Here is an 18,098-nt window from a genome sequence, read left to right on the forward strand (position 1 = left end):
CGGGCGGGCTGCCCCATGACGCTGCGGCTGATTGATTGGCTGATTGTCGTGCTCAGCATGATCGGGCTGGTCGCGTTGGTGCGCTTCAGCCGGCATTTCATGCGGAGCGTTACGGACTTTCTCTCCGCGGGGCGGTCCGCGGGGCGCTACCTCCTGAGTGTATCGCAGGGGATGTCGGCGCTGGGCTCGATCACGATCGTGGGCATGTGGGAGATGAATTACGTCGCGGGGTTCTCGCTCCGGTGGTGGGAATTCACGATGGGCGTGGTGCTGCTTGCGATCACGGTTTCGGGTTGGGTGATTTACCGGTTTCGGCAGACGCGCGCGCTCACGGTAGCGCAGTTTTTCGAGATTCGCTACAGCCGCCGGTTTCGCATATTCGCGGGACTGCTTGCATTTACGTCAGGCATCGTGAATTTCGGCATTTTCCCCGCGGTGGGCGCGCGGTTTTTCATCTACTTCTGCGGGCTGCCGGAGTCGCTGGTGATGGGGCCCTTCGCGCTGCCGATGCTGGCGGTGGTGATGGCGATCTTCCTGTCGATCGCGCTCTACTTCTTGTTTGCGGGGGGGCAGATTGCCGTAATGCTCACGGAGTTCGTGCAGGGGATCTTTGTGAACGCGGTGTTCATCCTGATTGTCATCTACTTCCTCGTGATTGTCGATTGGGCACAGATTCTGGCGGCGGTTTCCACGGCACCGCCGGACGCCTCGCTGATCAATCCGTATCACACGAGCCGGGTCAAGGACTTCAATCTCTGGTATTTCCTGATCGGAGTGGTCGGAGTGATCTACGGGAAGATGTCCTGGCAGGGGACGCAGGCGTACAACTCGTCGGCGCGCACGGCGCACGAGGCGAAGATGGGCGAGGTGCTCGGCAATCTGCGCGACATTCCGAAATGGTTGATGCTGGTGTTTGTGCCGGTGATCGCTTACACGGTGCTGCATCATCCAGCGTTCAGCGCGCCGACCGGTGCGGTGGAGTCCGTGCTCAGCGGTGTCGATTCTGAAGCGCTTCGCAGTCAACTGCGGGTTCCGCTGGTGCTGCGCGAGCTGCTCCCGGTGGGGTTCATGGGCGCGCTGGCGACGGTGATGTTGATGGCGACGATCGGGACGCACGACAGCTATTTGCATTCGTGGGGCAGCATTTTCGTGCAGGACGTGGTCATGCCGTTTCGGAAGCGGCCGTTCGCGCCGGAGCAGCATCTGCGGGTTTTGCGGGGGTCGATCGTCGGCGTGTGCGTGTTCATTTTCTTGTTCAGTCTGGTATTTCAACAGAGCGAGTATATCTTTCTCTTTTTTGCGATTACGGGAGCGATCTTCACGGGCGGCTCGGGGGCGGTGATCATCGGCGGCTTGTACTGGAAGCGCGGCACCACGCCGGCGGCGTGGAGTGCGCTGATCACGGGGTCCACCATCGCGGTCGGCGGGATTGTCATTCATCAGTTGGATTCCGATTTTTTCATTAACGGTCAGATGTTCTGGGGGATTGCGATGGCGGTTTCCTCTCTCGTCTATGTGCTGGTGTCACTGTTCGACAAGCGACCGAGTTTTGACATGGACAGCCTGTTGCATCGCGGCGCGCACGCCATCGCCGGCGAGACCCGGCTGGTCGACGAGGTCCCGCAACGGGGCTTGCGAATGCTGGGCATGGGGCAGGAGTTTACGCGCGGGGACAAGCTGATTTACCTGATTGCCTATGCCTGGACTGCCGTCTGGACCATGGCCTTTCTGGCGGGCAGCTACTTCAATCTTACCGGCGAGGTGTCCGACAGCGCTTGGCTGACATTCTGGCGGACGTTTATCTTGGTAAACGTTGCCGCATCGCTCCTGATTATCGTTTGGTTTACCGTCGGCGGTCTGCGCGATTTGAAGGAGATGTTGCGGCTCTTGAGAACGATGAAACGTGATCACGGCGATGACGGATTTGTGCGGAGGGCGGAAGAGCGTGAGTGACGCCGGCTTGCTGCGGGCCGCGGCCAATCCGATCTTGACGCGAAGGGACATCCCGCCGTTGACACCGGACTTGGCGGACGTCAGCGCCGTGTTTAATCCCGGAGCGATCCGGCTCGGAGACGAGACGCTTTTGCTGCTGCGAGTGCAGAATCGCGGGCGAGAGACATCGTTCATGATTGCACGCAGTACAGACGGGGAACGCTTTACCGTGGATCGTGAACGGGTGCGGATTATCGGACTGGAGCAGGTTTCCACACCGATCTACCACGTCTATGACGCGCGGCTGACGCAGATCGACGGCGTGCTGTATGCGATGGTGGCCATCGACATGGAGGACGGCTGCAAGTTAGGACTGTTGAAATCGAGGACGCCGCATGAGTACGAGTTTGTCGGATTGGTTTCCGCCGACGACAATCGCAACGGCGTACTCTTTCCCGAACGGATTGACGGCAAGTACTTGCGGCTGGATCGGCCAAACCGGGTGCAACTTGCGGGCGGACCGGTCAGTGGGAACGCAATCTGGCTCAGCGAATCCGCCGACCTCGCGGGCTGGAAGCCTGTGACATCGTTGATCGCCGGTCGGTTTCACTATTGGGATGAACTGGTCGGCGCAGGTCCGCCACCGATCAGGACGCGGCATGGCTGGCTGTGCATTTATCACGGCGTGGCCACACATTTTGCGAGCAGCAATATCTATCAGGCAGGTGTGTTCGTGCTGGATCTGGCGGATCCGACGCAAGTCGTAGCGCGGAGTCGCTGCAACATCCTCGAACCGCGCGAATCGTATGAGTTGACCGGACAAGTTCCGAATGTTGTGTTTCCCAGCGGAGCCGTCGTGCCGGGCGCGCAGGATGGCGTCGCGGAAGTGGATGATCTTGTGTTTGTCTATTACGGTGCGGCGGACACGGTCGTCGGTTTGGCGACGGCTACCGTCGGTTCGCTATTGCGCGCGGCGGGACTCGCGCTGTGACTCGCTATCCGATCATACCCCGGCCGGCCTCGTTGCAGGCACAGTCAGGAGAGTTCGTACTCGATCGATCGACGGTGCTTACGGTGTTGAGTGCTTCACTACTCAGGTCCTCAGTGATCCAGCGCTTTGCCGATCACGTTCGGCAGCGCTCAGGTTTTCCCTTTCCGGTTGTTCAGGGTAGCGGATGGCGCGCGGGGTCAATCGGAATCGAGCTCACTGCAAACGCGTCATTGCAGCGCGAGGCGTATAGTCTGGAGATTGGGGAGCAAGCGGTGCAGATTCGCGCCGGGGCGGAGGTCGGTATTCAGCATGCCCTGCAGACGCTGTTACAGTTGCTGCCGCCGGAGGTATTCTCAACCACGGCACACGGTGCATTGAAGTGGACCGTACCGTGCGCGGAGATTCGTGATACGCCGCAATTTCCGTGGCGGGGAGCTCAGCTTGATGTGAGCCGCCACTTCTTCCCCGCTCCGTTCATCGAGCGCTATCTTGACATCATGGCGATGCACAAGCTGAACATGTTTCACTGGCATCTGACGGACGATCAGGGCTGGCGGATCGAGATCCGGCGGCGACCGGAGTTGACGCAGATCGGCGCGTGGCGGGCGTCGCGCACGGAGCATTGGAATGACCGTGCGGCGCAGCGCTCGCACGAGTTATCCGACTACGGCGGGTTCTACACGCAGGAGCAGGTTCGCGGAATCGTGGCGTACGCGCAGGAACGCGGAATCACCATCGTGCCCGAGATCGAGATGCCCGGGCACAGCATGGCCGCATTGGCGACTTACCCGGAGCTGTCCTGCAGCGGCGGTCCGTTCACGGTGCCGACGGGGCAATACTGGCCGATCACGAATTTGCTGTGCGCGGGGAAGGAAACGGTATTTGATTTCCTCGACGATGTGCTGACTGAGGTTTGCGCTTTGTTCCCGGGGCCGTACGTTCACATCGGCGGAGACGAGGCCGACAAGCAAGTGTGGGAAAGTTGTCCACGATGTCAGCAGCGGATTGAGGATGAGGGCTTGCGAAACGAGGCGGAATTGCAGGGTTGGTTTATGGAACGAGTCGCGACGATTTTGAAGAGTCAGGGCAAGCGCGCGGTGGGCTGGGAAGAGCTGTTGGACGAGTGGGAACTTCCCGACGCCGTCGTGATGTCATGGAAAGGTCCGGAGGCAGGGATGGAAGCGGCCGGCGCGGGGCATGACGTGGTCATGTGTCCCTTGTCACACTGCTACTTTGATCACTATCAAGGTTCCCCGGAGCGCGAACCACTCGCCTTTGGGGGGTACACGCCGCTTGAGAAGGTCTTCGAGTTTGAACCAGTGCCGTCCGCGCTTGAGGGGGCGGCGGCCGCGCACATTCTCGGCGCGCAGGCGAACCTGTGGACCGAGTTCATACCGACAACTGAGCACGCCGAATACATGTTGTTGCCGCGCCTGGCGGCCTTCGCCGAAGTGGTATGGTCACCGGGCGGAAAGCGGGACTGGGCCGAGTTTGAGCAGCGGCTCCGGGTGATGCGACGCAGGTATCAGGCGGTTGGTTTGAAGTGCGCGGATGTCGGTGAACGAATTCCGTCGCTGGAACGAGTGGCGGCGGAAAACCTAAGCAACGGAGGTGTGGCATGAGTCACACGATGAAGATTGCCATCGGTCTGCTTGCGGTGCTGACGAGTACTCCGCTGTGGGCGGCCTGGCCCGGGGCGGCGGATACCAATCTGGTCATTTGCGATCGCACGGGAGAACAGGCGACGCCTAAGGTCATGGCGTTGAGTGACGGGGGCTGTTATGTCTGTTGGTATGACTGGGCCTCGGGGAATTGGGATGTGTATTTGCAGCGGCTTGGTGCGAATGGCGTTCCGCAGTGGGCGCACAACGGGATTTTGATCAGCCACCATCCGCAGGAGAGCTGGATCACGGACTTCGATCTGGCGGTGGATGATCAGGACTATGCGATCGTGGCGATCAACGACATTCGCGCGGGCGGCGACCGCGACATCTATGCGTATCGCGTCAGTCCGGCGGGCGAGCTGATCTGGGGTGCGGACGGACTTACCCTGTCGGACAACGGGGACTTCGAGCCGGATCCCCGGATTTGCGTCACCACGTCCGGCTCGATTGTGTTCGCATGGCAGCAGGCGGCGGACGCGGGGAACATGATCAATCTACGCCGCGTCACACCGAATGGTCAGGATGAGTGGAGCCCGGCGGTACGCACGCTGACCAGCGCCTACGGTGTTTCGATTCCGCGCGTTGTTTCCGATAGCGGTGACGGCGTGATCGTGCAGTACCTCGTGCATCGTGGTTCGCAGATTTGGAGTCCGAAGCACATTTTCGCGCAACGCTTTGACGCGCTCGGTGAGGTCTTGTGGGGCGATACCGGTGTCGTGGTTTCGTCGGCGGGGGGCTTGGGCATGGCGGCCAAGCCGGAGCTTATTCCCGACCTGTTGAACGGCGCCTATTGCTACTGGTATGACTCGCATGATGCGAATCGGCTGCATGTTTACGCGCAGCACTTGCAGTCGGACGGCTCGCCGGAGTGGGCGCTGAACGGGGTGCAGGCGTCGCTGGCGGCGAACGAGCTGCAGATGGACCCGGCGGCGGCCTTCGTCGGCGAGACCGGAGATCTGATCCTGTACTACATGACCGCCGACTTGAATCAAAGCACGTGGGGCTTAGGCGGTCAGGCGATTCGCGCCGGGGCGCGGCAGTGGGGCGACAACGGAATTGCCTTTGAAGCACTCAGTTCACAGCAACGACTCCATGTGCGGGCGGTCGCGCATCCGCAGGGCACGGTATGTGTCTTTGAGGAGTTTGTGCCGGGGAGCGGACTGCACAGCCTGGTAAAGGCGTTCCGTGCGGATACTCAGGGCGGTCTGACCTGGCCCGGGTCGCCGCGCACGTTGTGCTCGGTCGTCAGCGAGAAGGGCCGGATGAACGCCGCACTGAACAGTGCGGCGATGACCATCGCGGTGTGGTCGGACAAGCGCAACGACTCCAGCGGCGATATTTACGTGCAGAATGTGAACGTGGACGGATCGCTGGGTGACGCGAATCCGAATCAACCGCCAGCGAGCTTCAACCTGATCGCGCCCGCGGATGACGACACGTTGCAGTCGTATGAGTTCGCTTGTGTCTGGCATGCATCGACGGATCCCGATGGGGATGACGTCCGCTACTCGCTGCAATTTCATGTGTACTACGGCGAGGGATTCGACGTTACGTTTGCCGATGTGGCGGATACGATCCGCGCCACCTCCTGGGAGGAGATTACAGGACTTCCCGAGCACGATTACATCGCGGTGGACTGGTGGGTGTCAGCGATCGCGGGCGGTGACACGGTGCGCTCGACAGAAGTCTGGCGCTTCGTAATTCCGCAGCAGGGGACGGCGGAGGATTTGCCGGTCGTTCCACGAGCCATGGACCTGCTGACCGCCTATCCGAATCCGTTTAATCCCTCCACGACCATTCGCTTGTCGCTGGAGGGGGCAAGCCGGGTTTCGATCGCGGTGTATGATGTGACGGGACGGCGGGTTGCGCAACTGCATGAAGGACTGCTGCCCGCAGGCGAGCAGGAGTTCACGCTCGACGCAACGGGATTGACGGCGGGTGTGTATTTCTGCCGGATGGCGAGTGACGCAGCGCCGCGGACGGTGAAGTTGTTGCTGCTGAGGTGAGGCAGAGATGAGCCCCCCCTGCCTTCCCGAAAGGCGGACACTCGGGAGGGAGACTCGAAATAGCAGAGGCGGCCACACCGGGCCGCCTCTGCACGTTTTGAGGAAATGAGATTCGCTTACGGCATGATCGAGCAGTCGCAGATCACGACGTAATTCTTGTAGAGTTCTCCGGTCCAGACCGTTTCCCACTCGACATCGCCGGGGGCGCCGACGAGCATCGCGGCCTCTTCGACCCACTCGGGGCTGGGCGGGACGGTCGTGTGATTCGGCAATACCGTGCTGAAGATGCGATACGCTCCGGCCTGCGGCGCGCGCCAGTAGAGATGAATCTCGCGTTGCAGGGAGAGGTCGTCGTAGCGGTGCAGGGCGGTCAGGTTTGTGACGGCGCTGCAGGGCGGTTGGACGAAGGTAACGCAGTAGCAGACCGGCTCGATATTCTGATTGGAGTATTCGAACTCGAGCACCATCATGTGGAACGGTGGTTCGTAGTGCACGTCCCAGCGATAGTCCCACGGGCCGCCCGGTGTGCAGGCATGCGGCTCGCAGTTGTCCACTGCGGGGCCGTAACAGCCGGGGGTGATGATGAACTGCGGGATCGCGGGCGCGTTGTTGAGCGGAATGTGGTACACATCGTGGCAGACTTCGAAGCACCACGACATGCCCGGATCCATACCGTAGGGCGGGAGATTGGTGTAGGTGCATTCGCCGCCGGTGTCAACATTTTCGAGATACATGTTCGGGAACTCGCCGACGACCACGACCGGCTCCACGTACCACTGATCGGGCAGCGGCGGATTGACGAAGTCATAGTGGACAATGAGGTCGAAGGTCTCGCCGGGCATGAAGTCGCCGCTGGCGACCAACACTTCGATGTGGTGCCACTGCTCGTTCACGCCGGAGAACTCGCTGACGTACGGGCCGATGAAGGCTCCCGCGGGTGACGAGAAGACGGTGATGAAGCCGCTGGCATTGCAGAGATCACCGGACGGACTGGACACGGCCACGGATGCATCGAGGTGCTGATACATTTCATCGAGCGCGGCGAGCACGTGCGGTTCGCAGAGCGGCATCACGCCGTGATAGCTCACGCAGTAGCAGACGGGTTCGATGAAGGGGTTGGAGTACTCGAATTCGAGCCACCACTGGGCTCCGTCGAAGTAGGTGTGATAGGTGAAGTCCTCGGGACCGCCCGGAGTGCAGGGGATGGGTGGCGGGCAGATCGGCAAGTCGCAGCCGGGGACCACGCTGATAACGGGCCTTACGGAGGGTGGCGCGTCAAGGGCAATTTGATAGATGCGGTGGCAGACGACGAAGCAAGCCGACTGGCCAAGCATCATCATGGGCGGCACCATGTCCCCGCTGCACGGCGCGGGATTCCACCACGGATCGACGCCGCCGGTGACGGCTTGGGCCATCTCCACGGCGCGCACGGGCCGGATGTCCGGGTGATCGAAGGTTGCCTCGGCGGACATCTCGAAGTTCGCGAAGGGGGGCAGTGTGCCGGGCGAGGCGGGGATCTCGAAATGACGTGGTTCGGTGGACAGATTGTCGAACGGGACCATCAGTGTCATGTCGGGATCGGCGTGGACATTGAGTACTCCACTCACGACGTATGCCGGATTTGAGAGCCGTAACGTCGCATCCAGCGATTGGTGGGTCGGATCAAGCGCGATGAGCAGCCAGGGTTCGACATCGATCCCGGACGAATATCCGACTGTCAAGCAGTAGCAGGCCGGTTCATTCAGCGGATTCGAATGTTCGAACTCAAGGATCCATGATCCACCCACGATTAACACGTCCGCGCGATAGCTCCAGGAGTCACCCGGATTGCACAGGGGATCGTTGCAGGATGTCACCGGTCCGCAACCGGGTTGGACCGACACGGTCGGGATTCCCGGTTCCGGGAATTCGATTGGGATATGGTAGATGTCGTGACAGGCGATGACACACTCGGGCTGGCCGAAGCGCAAGACCGCGGGGATGGATTCCAGGCCGCCGGCCGCGCATTCGCCACCGGCATCCACGAGTTGCAAGCCGCCGGTCGGGGTTACCATGACGTCTTCGCTGAGGATGCGGGACGGCAGCGGCGGATCGGTGTAATGGAATTCGGCGATCAATTGGAACGATTCGCCGGGGGTGAATGATCCGCGCGCGACGGGGGGTCGCACGGTATGCCAATCGTACCACACATCGAAGAAGGACTCGACGTAGCCACCGACCCAGCCTCCGGGCGGAGCGGTCCGCACGGTGACGAAGCCATCCACCGGAGCCACCGGTCCTCCGAGATCCCACGCGGTCACGCTAAGATCGAACGTTTGACGTTTTTCGTCAAGCGCTGCGAGTTCGTGAGTCTCGACGGTGGTCTGGTAGCCGACGAAAGTAACACAGTAGCAGACGGGTTCGATGAACTGATTGGAGTACTCGAAGTGCAGCGTCCAGACACCACCGGCTTCGGTGAACCAGTACATATAGTCCGCCGGACCGCCGGGGATACAGGCGACCGGTGGGACACAGGGCGGTTCACAGCCGGGTACCACGGTGATGATGGGCTGACCGGCACCCGCCGGCGCGTTCATGGTCACTTCGTAGATGTCGTGGCAGACGACGAAGCAGGCGGCTTCACCCACGTTCATCATCGGTGGCACGAAGTCACCGGTGCACGGCTGATCGGGATCATCGAAGGGGTGGATCATGCCCATGCCGTCCACGATCACCCACTCGTTGTAGGTTACGGGCGGGATGATCGGATCATTGAAGGTAATCGTGCTGACGAGCTGGAAGGCCTCGCCGGGCAGGTAGCAGGTCGCGGGGTAAGGATATTCCCAGTGTCGCGGCGCCATGTAAATATCGAAGAAGCTCTCGACATTCCACCACGGATCATCGCAGAGCGGCTGTTCGCGGATATCGAGGGTGCCGTTCAGCGGTATCGTCGGGCTGGAGCCCCACAGGGAAACGTGGACAGACTGGGTGGTCTCGTCGAACACCGAGAGCGCGTACGGTTCCACCGGGACCATGACGAGGCCGTTGTACGTGACGCAGTAGCAAACGGGTTCGATGGCGGGGTTGGAGTATTCGAAGCGCAAGTACCAATGCGCGCCGATGCGTTCGGTCCAATAGACGCAGTTCATGAGATCGCCCGGTGTGCAGGGAAACGGCGGAACACACGGCGGGTAGCAGCCCGGCGCGACGCTGACAGAGGGCGTGCCATTGACCGGCGTGTTAAGTTGCACGTAGTACACATCGTGACAGACGACGAAGCACTCGGCTTGCATGAAGTCCATTTCACGCGGGACCGAAACGATCGCCGCATCGCATTCGCCGCCGACATCGACGCGCTCAAGGGTTCCATAGGAGTTGACGCGGACACGTTCGACGATCCACTCGGTCTCGGCATCGGCGCAATCGACGCTGTAATCAAGGTGCGCGGCCAGTGTGAACATGGTGCCGGGCAGCATCATTCCGGGCGCAACCATGATCTGCGCGATCCGCGGATTCATGGGCGAGACATGAAACGGCAGCGCACCGCCGCCGCCACCGCCGCCGATCGCGGCTCCGGCAGGATAGGAAAACAGCTCATAGGTGCCGCAGGCGTCCATGGCGAGGCCCATGTTCATCGAGATGGCGACGGTCTGCTCGCGTTCGTCGAGCGCGAGCAGCGGCGTCGTGTCGTAGTTCAGCGGCAGGTTGCCGGTGTAGCTGACACAGTAGCAGGACGGCTCGAACATGGGATTGGAGTATTCGAATTCGAGCATCCACTGTCCGTTGAACCAGATGACGTCGGCGCGATAATCGTACGGCCCGCCGGGGTTACAGACGTACGGATCGAAGCAAGGGTCCGCGGGGGTGCAGCCGGGGCTGACGGAGATGATGGGCATGCCGGCGCCGGGCGGAACGACGAGGGGAATCCGGTACACTTTGTGGATCACGAGGAAGCATACGGACTGTCCCGGGGTCATGACCGGAGGAACGTCATCGGGTGGCGTGCCTCCCGGTCGAAAGTACTTAAAGACTCCGTCCAGCGGATCGATCCAGACGAGTTCCACAATGACTTGCGGCGGATAGACGGGATCAAAGAAGTTTACCGTGGTGATGACTTCAAACGGTACTCCCGGCGGATAGTTGATCACACCCTCGCCGTCCATGACCGCGTACTCGGTGAAGACATCGAAGAAGGAGTCGATCGCGTAGTAGAATGTCGCGGCTTCCGGCGGTTGCACAGACACATTGATCATTCCGCCGGTCATACAATGGAGGTCTTTGGTAGCCACCGAGACGCTGAAGCGGGGCGGCCCGGATTCCTGATTCGCGGAGACGAGGACGGTCGCTTCGCATTGAGCCGAAGCACTCTGTGGAGCGACGCACAGGAGCGCGATGATCGCACAGAGCAACAGAAGAATAAAGGATTTCATGACTCAGCTCTCCTTTTTTTGCGTGGTGACAAGAAGCTGCTGTGCCGGTTAGACAGTATCGCAGTTAGAATATGGGTTAGCGCGTCGGCAAAATCAAGGCGGGCGCGGGGGAAAGTGGAGTTCTGAGCTCTCTTTCGCGGTCATCAGGGCGAATGTGCAATCCGCATGAATCTTTGATGATTGAGGTCGATAGCAAGCAGGCGGGCGAGGGTTTGGTTCAGCGACATGTCCGCGAGGCGGATCAGCGGCCCGTGGCACCGAGAGGCATCGGCGAGATCGATCTGAAGCAGGGTCACGATTGGTCTGATACACATCTGTTACAGGTGCAACGTCGTGGCATGGGGAGCGGACAACAGAAACCCGCGCGGAGATTCGCGCGGGTTTCATGAGCACACGAGCAATCCGTGATTTACAGGCGACTACGATTGGCCATGCAGCTCGCGCGATCTTCGCTCGACGGAGTCACACACCGATGCGCAGACGGAGACAACAATCGGATCGGAGACGCTGTAGTAATGCGTCGTTCCCGAACTGCTGGAGTCAATCAGTCCGGCGTTACGCAGGATGGCGAGGTGTTTGGAGACATTGGCCTGACTGCAGCCGAGGCGTTCGACGAGGTCGCCGACACAGACGTCGGACTGCTGCAGTTCATAGAGGATCCGCAAGCGGATCGGCTCCGCCATGGCTTTGAAGACGGTCGCGATTCGGCGGGTCATCTCGGGCGACGGCATGCCGTTATGACCGGAGTGCTTTGTGGACTTCACGGCAATTCGTCCATGGTTTCGACGACAATATCCCAGTGGGCGATACGCAGATGTTCATGGCAGTCGGCGCAGTAGAGGTTGAGTTTCGCCACGATATCAGCAATCCGCTCCGCGGCGACCATTACGAGGATCATGGACGAGACGGTCGGCGCGACCAGCGAGCCCATGCGCGGTCCGGTAGTCCCACGTCCGCGCACATCCGGGATTTCGGAGAACCCCTGCAGGCCCTCCTTTTGCAGGAATATCTCCAGTTCTTCGCGCCGTTCGCTGCGCGCGATCAGCATCAACATCTTCATGGATGTCGTCATGATTCACCCTCAGGATTTCAGTCCGAGTTTGCGGAAGCATGTCATCGCCGGACACCACTTGCTGAACGCGGACTGAATCAGGTTTAGCGCCACAAACGTCGATAACAGCAGCCACCACGGGCTGACCCAGACCGCGAGCGCGACACTGATCAGAATAACGATTCCGGCCATCAAACGCAAGGCCTCTTCGACACGCACGTTATGCTCCTTCCTGGTCTTGGACACCGGCGACCTGCGAGGTTCCGGCAACTTTGAGATACATGTAATAGAGTAGCGGGATCACGACCAGCGTGAGCGCCGTCGAGGCGACCACGCCGAAGATCAGCGACACAGCGAGTCCCTGAAAGATCGGATCGAGGTAGATCACGGAAGCCCCGACGACGAGCGCAAGTGCGGTGAGCACGATCGGACGGAAGCGGACGGCGCCGGCTTTCAGGACGGCCGATTCGAGCGTCTCCCCCGCTCGCAATTCCTGATTGATGAAGTCCACCAGCAGAATCGAGTTGCGTACGACGATTCCGGAGAGGGCGATGAATCCGATCATCGAGGTCGCGGTGAAGAACGTGCCGAGCATGCCGTGACCGGGCAGAATGCCGATCAAGGTCAGCGGAATCGGCGCCATGATGATGAGCGGTGTTATGAACGAACCGAACCAGCCGACCACCAGCACGTAGATGAGCAACACGACGACGGCAAAGGCCGCGCCCATATCGCGAAAGACCTCATAGGTGATGTGCCATTCGCCATCCCACTTCAGCGCATATTCCTGGCTGTTTTGCGGCAGGTGCGTGGACATGACGGCGAGCGGGCGGCCGGTCGGCGTGTTCACCGTGTTCAACCGCTCCCCCATGTTTAGGATTCCATAGACCGGAGACTCCTCGGTTCCCGCGACTTCCCCGATCACGTAGGTAACCGGCTGCAGGTTCTTGTGGTAGATGAAAGGTTCACGCGCGCGGTGTTGCACGCTGACCAGTTCACCCAGCGGGATCAATCGGCCATTGGCGTCGGCGATGCGCAAGGTCAGCAGATCCTCCAATCGCGAACGCTGGTTGCGGTCAAGCTGAAAGACGATGGGAACCGGCGCGCGCGCGCGGTCGTCATGCAGAAGCCCGGCGTCCGTTCCGCTCACGGCGATGGCGACGGTGCGGGCGATCTGGTCGGCGGGGATTCCGGCGCGGGCGGCGCGTTCATGATCGATCACCAGCTCAGCGCGCGGCGCGGCGTCCTCGACGAGCCAGTCCACATCGGCGATGCCATCCGTGGTCGCGAAGATCTGCTTGACCTGTTGCGCGACCGCGATCCGGCCCGCGAGTTCGGGGCCGTACACTTCGGCGACCATGGTCGAAAGCACGGGCGGTCCCGGAGGGACTTCGCTGACCTTGATGTTGACACCGTGGCGCGTCGCGATGGGCAGGAGCTTTGTGCGCACGGCTTTGGCGATGTCATGACTGGCTTCGTCACGCTTGTGCTTGTTGATCAAGTTGACCTGAATATCGGCGACGTTGGCGCCCGAGCGCAAGAAGTAGTAGCGCACGAGTCCATTGAAGTTGAACGGCGCGGAGGTCCCGACGTACACTTGATAGTCGGTAACTTCGGGAATATTCGTAAAGACGGATGCGAGGTCGCGGGCGGCGGCATTGGTGCGCTCGAGGGAATAGTCTTCCGGCGCGTCGATGACAACCTGTAACTCGCTCTTGTTGTCATAGGGCATCATCTTGACGACAACGGCGCGGGCCGGCAGGAGCAACATCGAGAGCAGCAGCAGGACGACGACTCCGCCGAGGGCGAGATAGCGCCGTTTGGGAGAATCGAGCAGCGGCTGCATGATTCGCGAATAGAGGCGATGCAGCTTGCCTTCCTCCGCGGTTTCATCGTAGTGCTGATGCGCGGTGGAAGCGTGCAGCTTGCCGAAGAGCCGGTAGGTCAACCATGGCGAGATGATGAACGCAACCAGGAGCGAGAAGAACATGGCGGCCGATGCGTTGACCGGAATCGGGCGCATGTAGGGACCCATAAGTCCGGACACAAAGGCGAGCGGCAGCAGCGCGGCGATGACCGTCAAGGTCGCGAGGATGGTCGGATTGCCGACTTCATCCACGCCGAAGACGGTGGCATGACGAGCGGTGGTCCAGCGCAATTGGTAATGGCGATGGATGTTCTCGACGACGACGATGGCATCGTCAACCAGAATACCGATGGAGAAGATCAGGGCGAAGAGGGTCACGCGGTTCAGCGTGTAGCCGAAAAAGTAGCTGGCGGCCAGCGTAAGCGCAAGGGTAACCGGTACGGCGACGAGCACAACCGTGGCTTCGCGTCGGCCGAGCATAAGCCACATCAGCAGGACTACGGAGATGGTCGCCAGCAGCACGTGAAAGATCAGTTCATCGGATTTTTCCTTGGCGGTAAAGCCGTAGTCGCGGGTCTTGGTAAGCTCCACGTCCGCCGGGACGACGGTCCGTTTGAGCATTTCAAGTCGCTGATCGAGTTCGGAGACCATGTCAATCGCGTTCGTTCCCGGCTTCTTGGCGATCGAGATTGTAACCGCGGTGGCGTCGATTCCCGCCACAGCGATCTGCTTTTCCTGTGCCGCGGGACCGGAGCCCATCCAGACGTACTGATCGGGTTCCTCCGGTCCGTCTTCGATCGTTGCGACATCGCGCAGGTAAACGGGGCGTCCGTTGTACACACCGACCAGCGTATTCTGCACGTCTTCGACATCGCGGAGCAGACCGCCGACGTGCACATCGAGCACTTCATTATCGGCGGTCAACTCGCCGGCCGGGAGCCGCCAATTCGCGCCCGCGAGTGCTCCGTACGCCTGCAGAATCGAGGCTTGATAGGCGGCCAGCCGATCGCGGTCGAACGTGACGCGCACGACGCGGCGCTGCCCACCGATGATGTTGACCTGCGACACGCGCGGGTGTTTGGTGAACTCGGATTTCAGCTCTTCGGCGACTTTGCGCAACTCGGTTGAGCTGAGCTGGGTGCTCCAAAGCGTGTAAGCCACGGACGGCACGTCGTCGATGGTCCGCAACTTGACCAGCGGGGGGGTCGCACCCTGCGGCATTTGATCGGCGGCGGCTTGCAGCTTGGCGTGGATGCGGGTCACGGCCTGATCGGGATCCGTTCCGACGTAGAATCGCACGACCACCATGCCGCCGGAAGGGCGTGACGTTGAGTAGATGTACTCAACATTCTCGATCTCGTAGAGGATCTTTTCCAGCGGAGTGATGACGCGGCGTTCAACTTCCAGCGGGGTGGCCCCGGGGAATCCGACGGTCACATCCACCATCGGGACTTTGATCTGCGGTTCTTCCTCGCGCGGGGTAATCAAGAGGGCGAGGCCGCCGATCAGGAGGGCGGCCACGACCAACAGTGGTGTGAGCTTGGACTCTAAGAAGGCGGAGGCGATGGAGCCGGAGATGCCGATCTTGCGCCGCGCGAGTTTCTCGCGCTTCGCTTCCTGCCGCGCGGCTTTGATTTCGTCGGCGAGGGACGGAGCAAGCGACTCCTCCGGCTGATTATTCCTGGAGTTGTCGGTCATCCATTCACCCGTTCGATTCTCGTTCCTTCGGCAATTGCACCGGTTCGGTTGGCCACGATGCTCTGTCCGGCACCGAGTCCGGAGAGCACTTCGACCGCATCGCCGTATGACCGGCCGGTGGTGATCGCGAGGTTACGCGCCGCGCCGTCTTCGATCGTCGTCACCAATTGCAGTCCGCCGGTCGCATAAACCGCGGTGGCCGGAATGGTGATGACGTCGGCCGTATCGCCGGCGAGGGTCACGGTCACGGTGATTCCGGCGGGCAGCTCGGGACCTTCGATCACGGCCTTTGCGGAGACGCTATGCGTCACGGGATCCGCCGAGGGCGCGACCTCGGTCACCGTGGCGTAGCGGGGCGTGACTTCATTCGACGCATCGACATAAAACGGCAGGCGGTCGCCGCGCTTGACCCATGCGCGGTCTCCGACTCGTACGGAGAAGGCAACTTCACGGCCCACGGCGGATTGCAGATGAATCACCGGACGTCCGGGGGCGACCAGGTCACCCACGCTGACGAACTTTTCGACGACATAGGCGTCGAACGGTGCGCGGAGGTTGCTATCATCGGCGACGGCGCCGGCGGCGGCGACCGCCCCGTTCGCCTGCTCGACCGCGCCTTTGGCTTGTTCGTATTGCATGCGGGCCAGATCGAGTTCAAGTTCGGAGCAGGCCTGTTTGGAGAAGAGGGATTCGAACCGGCGGAAGTTGCGTTCCGCGAGCGCGAGTCCGGCCTGCGCTTGCGCCAAAGCGCCGCGTGCTTGCGCCAGGCCGCCGCCGCTCATCCGTTCTTCGACTTCGATCAGCGGCTGTCCTTGCTTGACGCGATCGCCGACGGCCACATGCTCGCGAACGACCGGGCCCATGGCGCGGCTGGAGAGGACGGCATCTTCGGCAGCGGTAACGGTTCCGCGTAGTTCGCGCACGCGCGGCAGACGAACGGTCGTCACCGTGGCGACGTCCGCCTTCAGGCTCGCGGAAGCGGTGGATGCGAGCTTGGCATCATGCGAGCAACCGGCGAACATCAGTACCGACCCGACGGCACAGAGCGTAACGATAGTTTTCATTGTTCCTCGGCGGATAGATCAAGCACGGGATCACCCACGGCCAGTCGCAGGTGCAAGACGGCGAGGTGGAGATCATAGCGGGCGTTAAGCGCGCGGACCTCGACTTCGCGCAAGGCGGTTTGGGCGTCGAGCAGATCAGTCATTTTCGCGACCCCCTGGTTGAACCGTTCTTCGAGAATGCGCAGGTGTTCGCGTCCGGCAGCGAGCGCCGCTGTCGCGGCGTGGGAGCGCAGTTTGGCCGATGTGACATCGGCCTTGAATTGGCGGACTTCGAGGCGCACGCCCTCTTGGAAGCGTTGCACATCAGCGGCGCCGGACACGGCCTCGGCGCGCGATTTTTTGACGTTCGCGAAGTCGCTGCCGCCTTTAAAGAGGTTCAGCTTGGCCATGGCCATGAGCGCCCAGGATTCCCCGTGATCGCCGAAGAGTCTGTCATCATACCATTCATAACGAGCGACGATACCCAGCTCGGGCAGGAAGCCGGCGCGGGCGACGGTTGTTTCTAATTCGCCGGCCCGGAGCTTCAAGCGCGCGGCTTGCAGGTCGGGCCGCGCGTGAAGTGCGCGTTCGACCAGCGCGTCGAGGGAATCGGCGCTTTCGACAAGTTCGGCGACCGGGTCCAGACTGACGGTCGTTTGCTGAGGCTCTCCGAGCTGGTAATTCAGCGCCGCGGACGCGAGTTCGGCCCCGGCTTGGGCGCGGGCGAGCCACTCATCCATTTCGGCGAGATAGACTTCGGCGCGCAGCATGTCGCTGGGGATCAGCATTCCTTCATCAAAGAACGCGCGCGCGCGATCCAGATGTGCGGCGGCGGTGCGGTGGGCGCGTTGCATGAGGTCGTGGTATTCACGGGCGCGGCTCAGGTTCATCCAGGCCTCGCTGGCCTCGTAGGCGATACGATTCAGCGTGTGGGAATGTTCAAGCCGCGCGGCGCGCGCCATCAGATGAGCTTGCCGTGTACGCGCATCGAGCATGCCGCCGGTAAACACGGGCAACTTCGCCTCGGCTCGTGTGATGGCGGAGTTCAGCGGATCCGGGTTGTTGGCGTCGAGCGCAGGGTTGGCGAACTCGGCCATGCTAAAGCGCTCCTGATTCAGCTTGAAGGCGAAGGCTTCGGCAGGGTTGGTCGTGCGCACGCCGATTTCCAGCAGATCGATGCTTGGCAGCCGATAGCCGATCGCCTGACGCGCGGATTGTTCAGCGGCCATAACGCGGGCGGCGGAGGCTTTCGCCGCAGGGCTGTTTTGCCGCGCTCGGCGCGCGGCGCTTTCGAGGGTCAGCGGCTGCGCCATGGCGAGTGCGGAGAAGCCGGAGAGGAGAAAGAGAAGAATCAGTGGTCTCATTTAATCGCTTTATGGTTATATAACCATACAGAAATATAATCCATAAACGCTTCGAAGTCAGGCCGAGTTCCCG

General features: G+C 61.3%; 12 protein-coding genes. 5 read left to right on the top strand and 7 right to left on the bottom strand.

Annotated elements, in window-relative coordinates; genetic code table 11:
- The first annotated feature begins 15 nt into the window (after window positions 1-15).
- Genes HZB60_11455 through HZB60_11470 form a run of 4 tightly spaced genes read left to right on the top strand, consistent with a single transcriptional unit; the run spans window position 16 to window position 6,593 of the window.
- The gene (locus tag HZB60_11455; protein ID MBI5060383.1) at window positions 16-1,953 is read left to right on the top strand and encodes a sodium:solute symporter; all 1,938 of its coding nucleotides are present in this window, start codon (window positions 16-18) and stop codon (window positions 1,951-1,953) included.
- Entirely contained in the window at window positions 1,946-2,923 is a 978-nt protein-coding gene (locus HZB60_11460; GenBank protein MBI5060384.1) for a glycoside hydrolase family 130 protein, read from the top strand. The genes HZB60_11455 and HZB60_11460 overlap by 8 nt, the downstream gene beginning before the upstream one ends.
- Window positions 2,920-4,545 carry a beta-N-acetylhexosaminidase gene (locus tag HZB60_11465; GenBank protein MBI5060385.1) on the top strand — a complete coding sequence of 542 codons (1,626 nt, stop codon included), beginning with the start codon at window positions 2,920-2,922 and terminating at the stop codon, window positions 4,543-4,545. Before HZB60_11460 ends, HZB60_11465 begins: the two co-directional genes overlap by 4 nt.
- Complete coding sequence (locus HZB60_11470; protein ID MBI5060386.1) at window positions 4,542-6,593, top strand: T9SS type A sorting domain-containing protein; 2,052 nt, start codon at window positions 4,542-4,544, stop codon at window positions 6,591-6,593. The genes HZB60_11465 and HZB60_11470 overlap by 4 nt, the downstream gene beginning before the upstream one ends.
- Before the next feature lie 116 nt (window positions 6,594-6,709).
- On the opposite strand, the gene HZB60_11475 is transcribed toward HZB60_11470, so the two are convergent.
- A complete protein-coding gene (locus HZB60_11475) occupies window positions 6,710-11,002 on the bottom strand; it encodes a hypothetical protein (protein ID MBI5060387.1) in 4,293 nt (1,430 codons plus the stop codon).
- Between the two features lie 176 nt (window positions 11,003-11,178).
- Between HZB60_11475 and HZB60_11480 the strand changes: the two genes are divergently transcribed.
- Entirely contained in the window at window positions 11,179-11,391 is a 213-nt protein-coding gene (locus HZB60_11480) for a hypothetical protein (GenBank protein ID MBI5060388.1), read from the top strand.
- A 30-nt stretch (window positions 11,392-11,421) separates the two neighbouring features.
- Here the strand turns inward: HZB60_11480 and HZB60_11485 are convergent, their stop codons facing one another.
- From HZB60_11485 to HZB60_11510, 6 genes are read right to left on the bottom strand one after another with little or no spacing between them, the layout of a single operon-like run.
- Window positions 11,422-11,766 carry a winged helix-turn-helix transcriptional regulator gene (locus HZB60_11485; protein ID MBI5060389.1) on the bottom strand — a complete coding sequence of 115 codons (345 nt, stop codon included), beginning with the start codon at window positions 11,764-11,766 and terminating at the stop codon, window positions 11,422-11,424.
- A complete protein-coding gene (locus tag HZB60_11490; GenBank protein MBI5060390.1) occupies window positions 11,763-12,074 on the bottom strand; it encodes a hypothetical protein in 312 nt (103 codons plus the stop codon). The genes HZB60_11485 and HZB60_11490 overlap by 4 nt, the downstream gene beginning before the upstream one ends.
- A 9-nt stretch (window positions 12,075-12,083) precedes the next feature.
- A complete protein-coding gene (locus HZB60_11495; protein MBI5060391.1) occupies window positions 12,084-12,272 on the bottom strand; it encodes a DUF2892 domain-containing protein in 189 nt (62 codons plus the stop codon).
- A 1-nt stretch (window position 12,273) separates the two neighbouring features.
- Window positions 12,274-15,618 (bottom strand): efflux RND transporter permease subunit, encoded by a 3,345-nt coding sequence (locus tag HZB60_11500; protein MBI5060392.1) that lies wholly within the window; start codon window positions 15,616-15,618, stop codon window positions 12,274-12,276.
- On the bottom strand, window positions 15,615-16,682 hold the full coding sequence (locus HZB60_11505; protein ID MBI5060393.1) for an efflux RND transporter periplasmic adaptor subunit: 1,068 nt from the start codon (window positions 16,680-16,682) through the stop codon (window positions 15,615-15,617). Before HZB60_11505 ends, HZB60_11500 begins: the two co-directional genes overlap by 4 nt.
- Window positions 16,679-18,025 (bottom strand): TolC family protein, encoded by a 1,347-nt coding sequence (locus tag HZB60_11510; GenBank protein MBI5060394.1) that lies wholly within the window; start codon window positions 18,023-18,025, stop codon window positions 16,679-16,681. Before HZB60_11510 ends, HZB60_11505 begins: the two co-directional genes overlap by 4 nt.
- Window positions 18,026-18,098: the final 73 nt, after the last annotated feature.

The organism is candidate division KSB1 bacterium, from assembly GCA_016214895.1.
In the GTDB taxonomy this organism is placed as follows: Bacteria; Electryoneota; RPQS01; order RPQS01; family RPQS01; genus JACRMR01.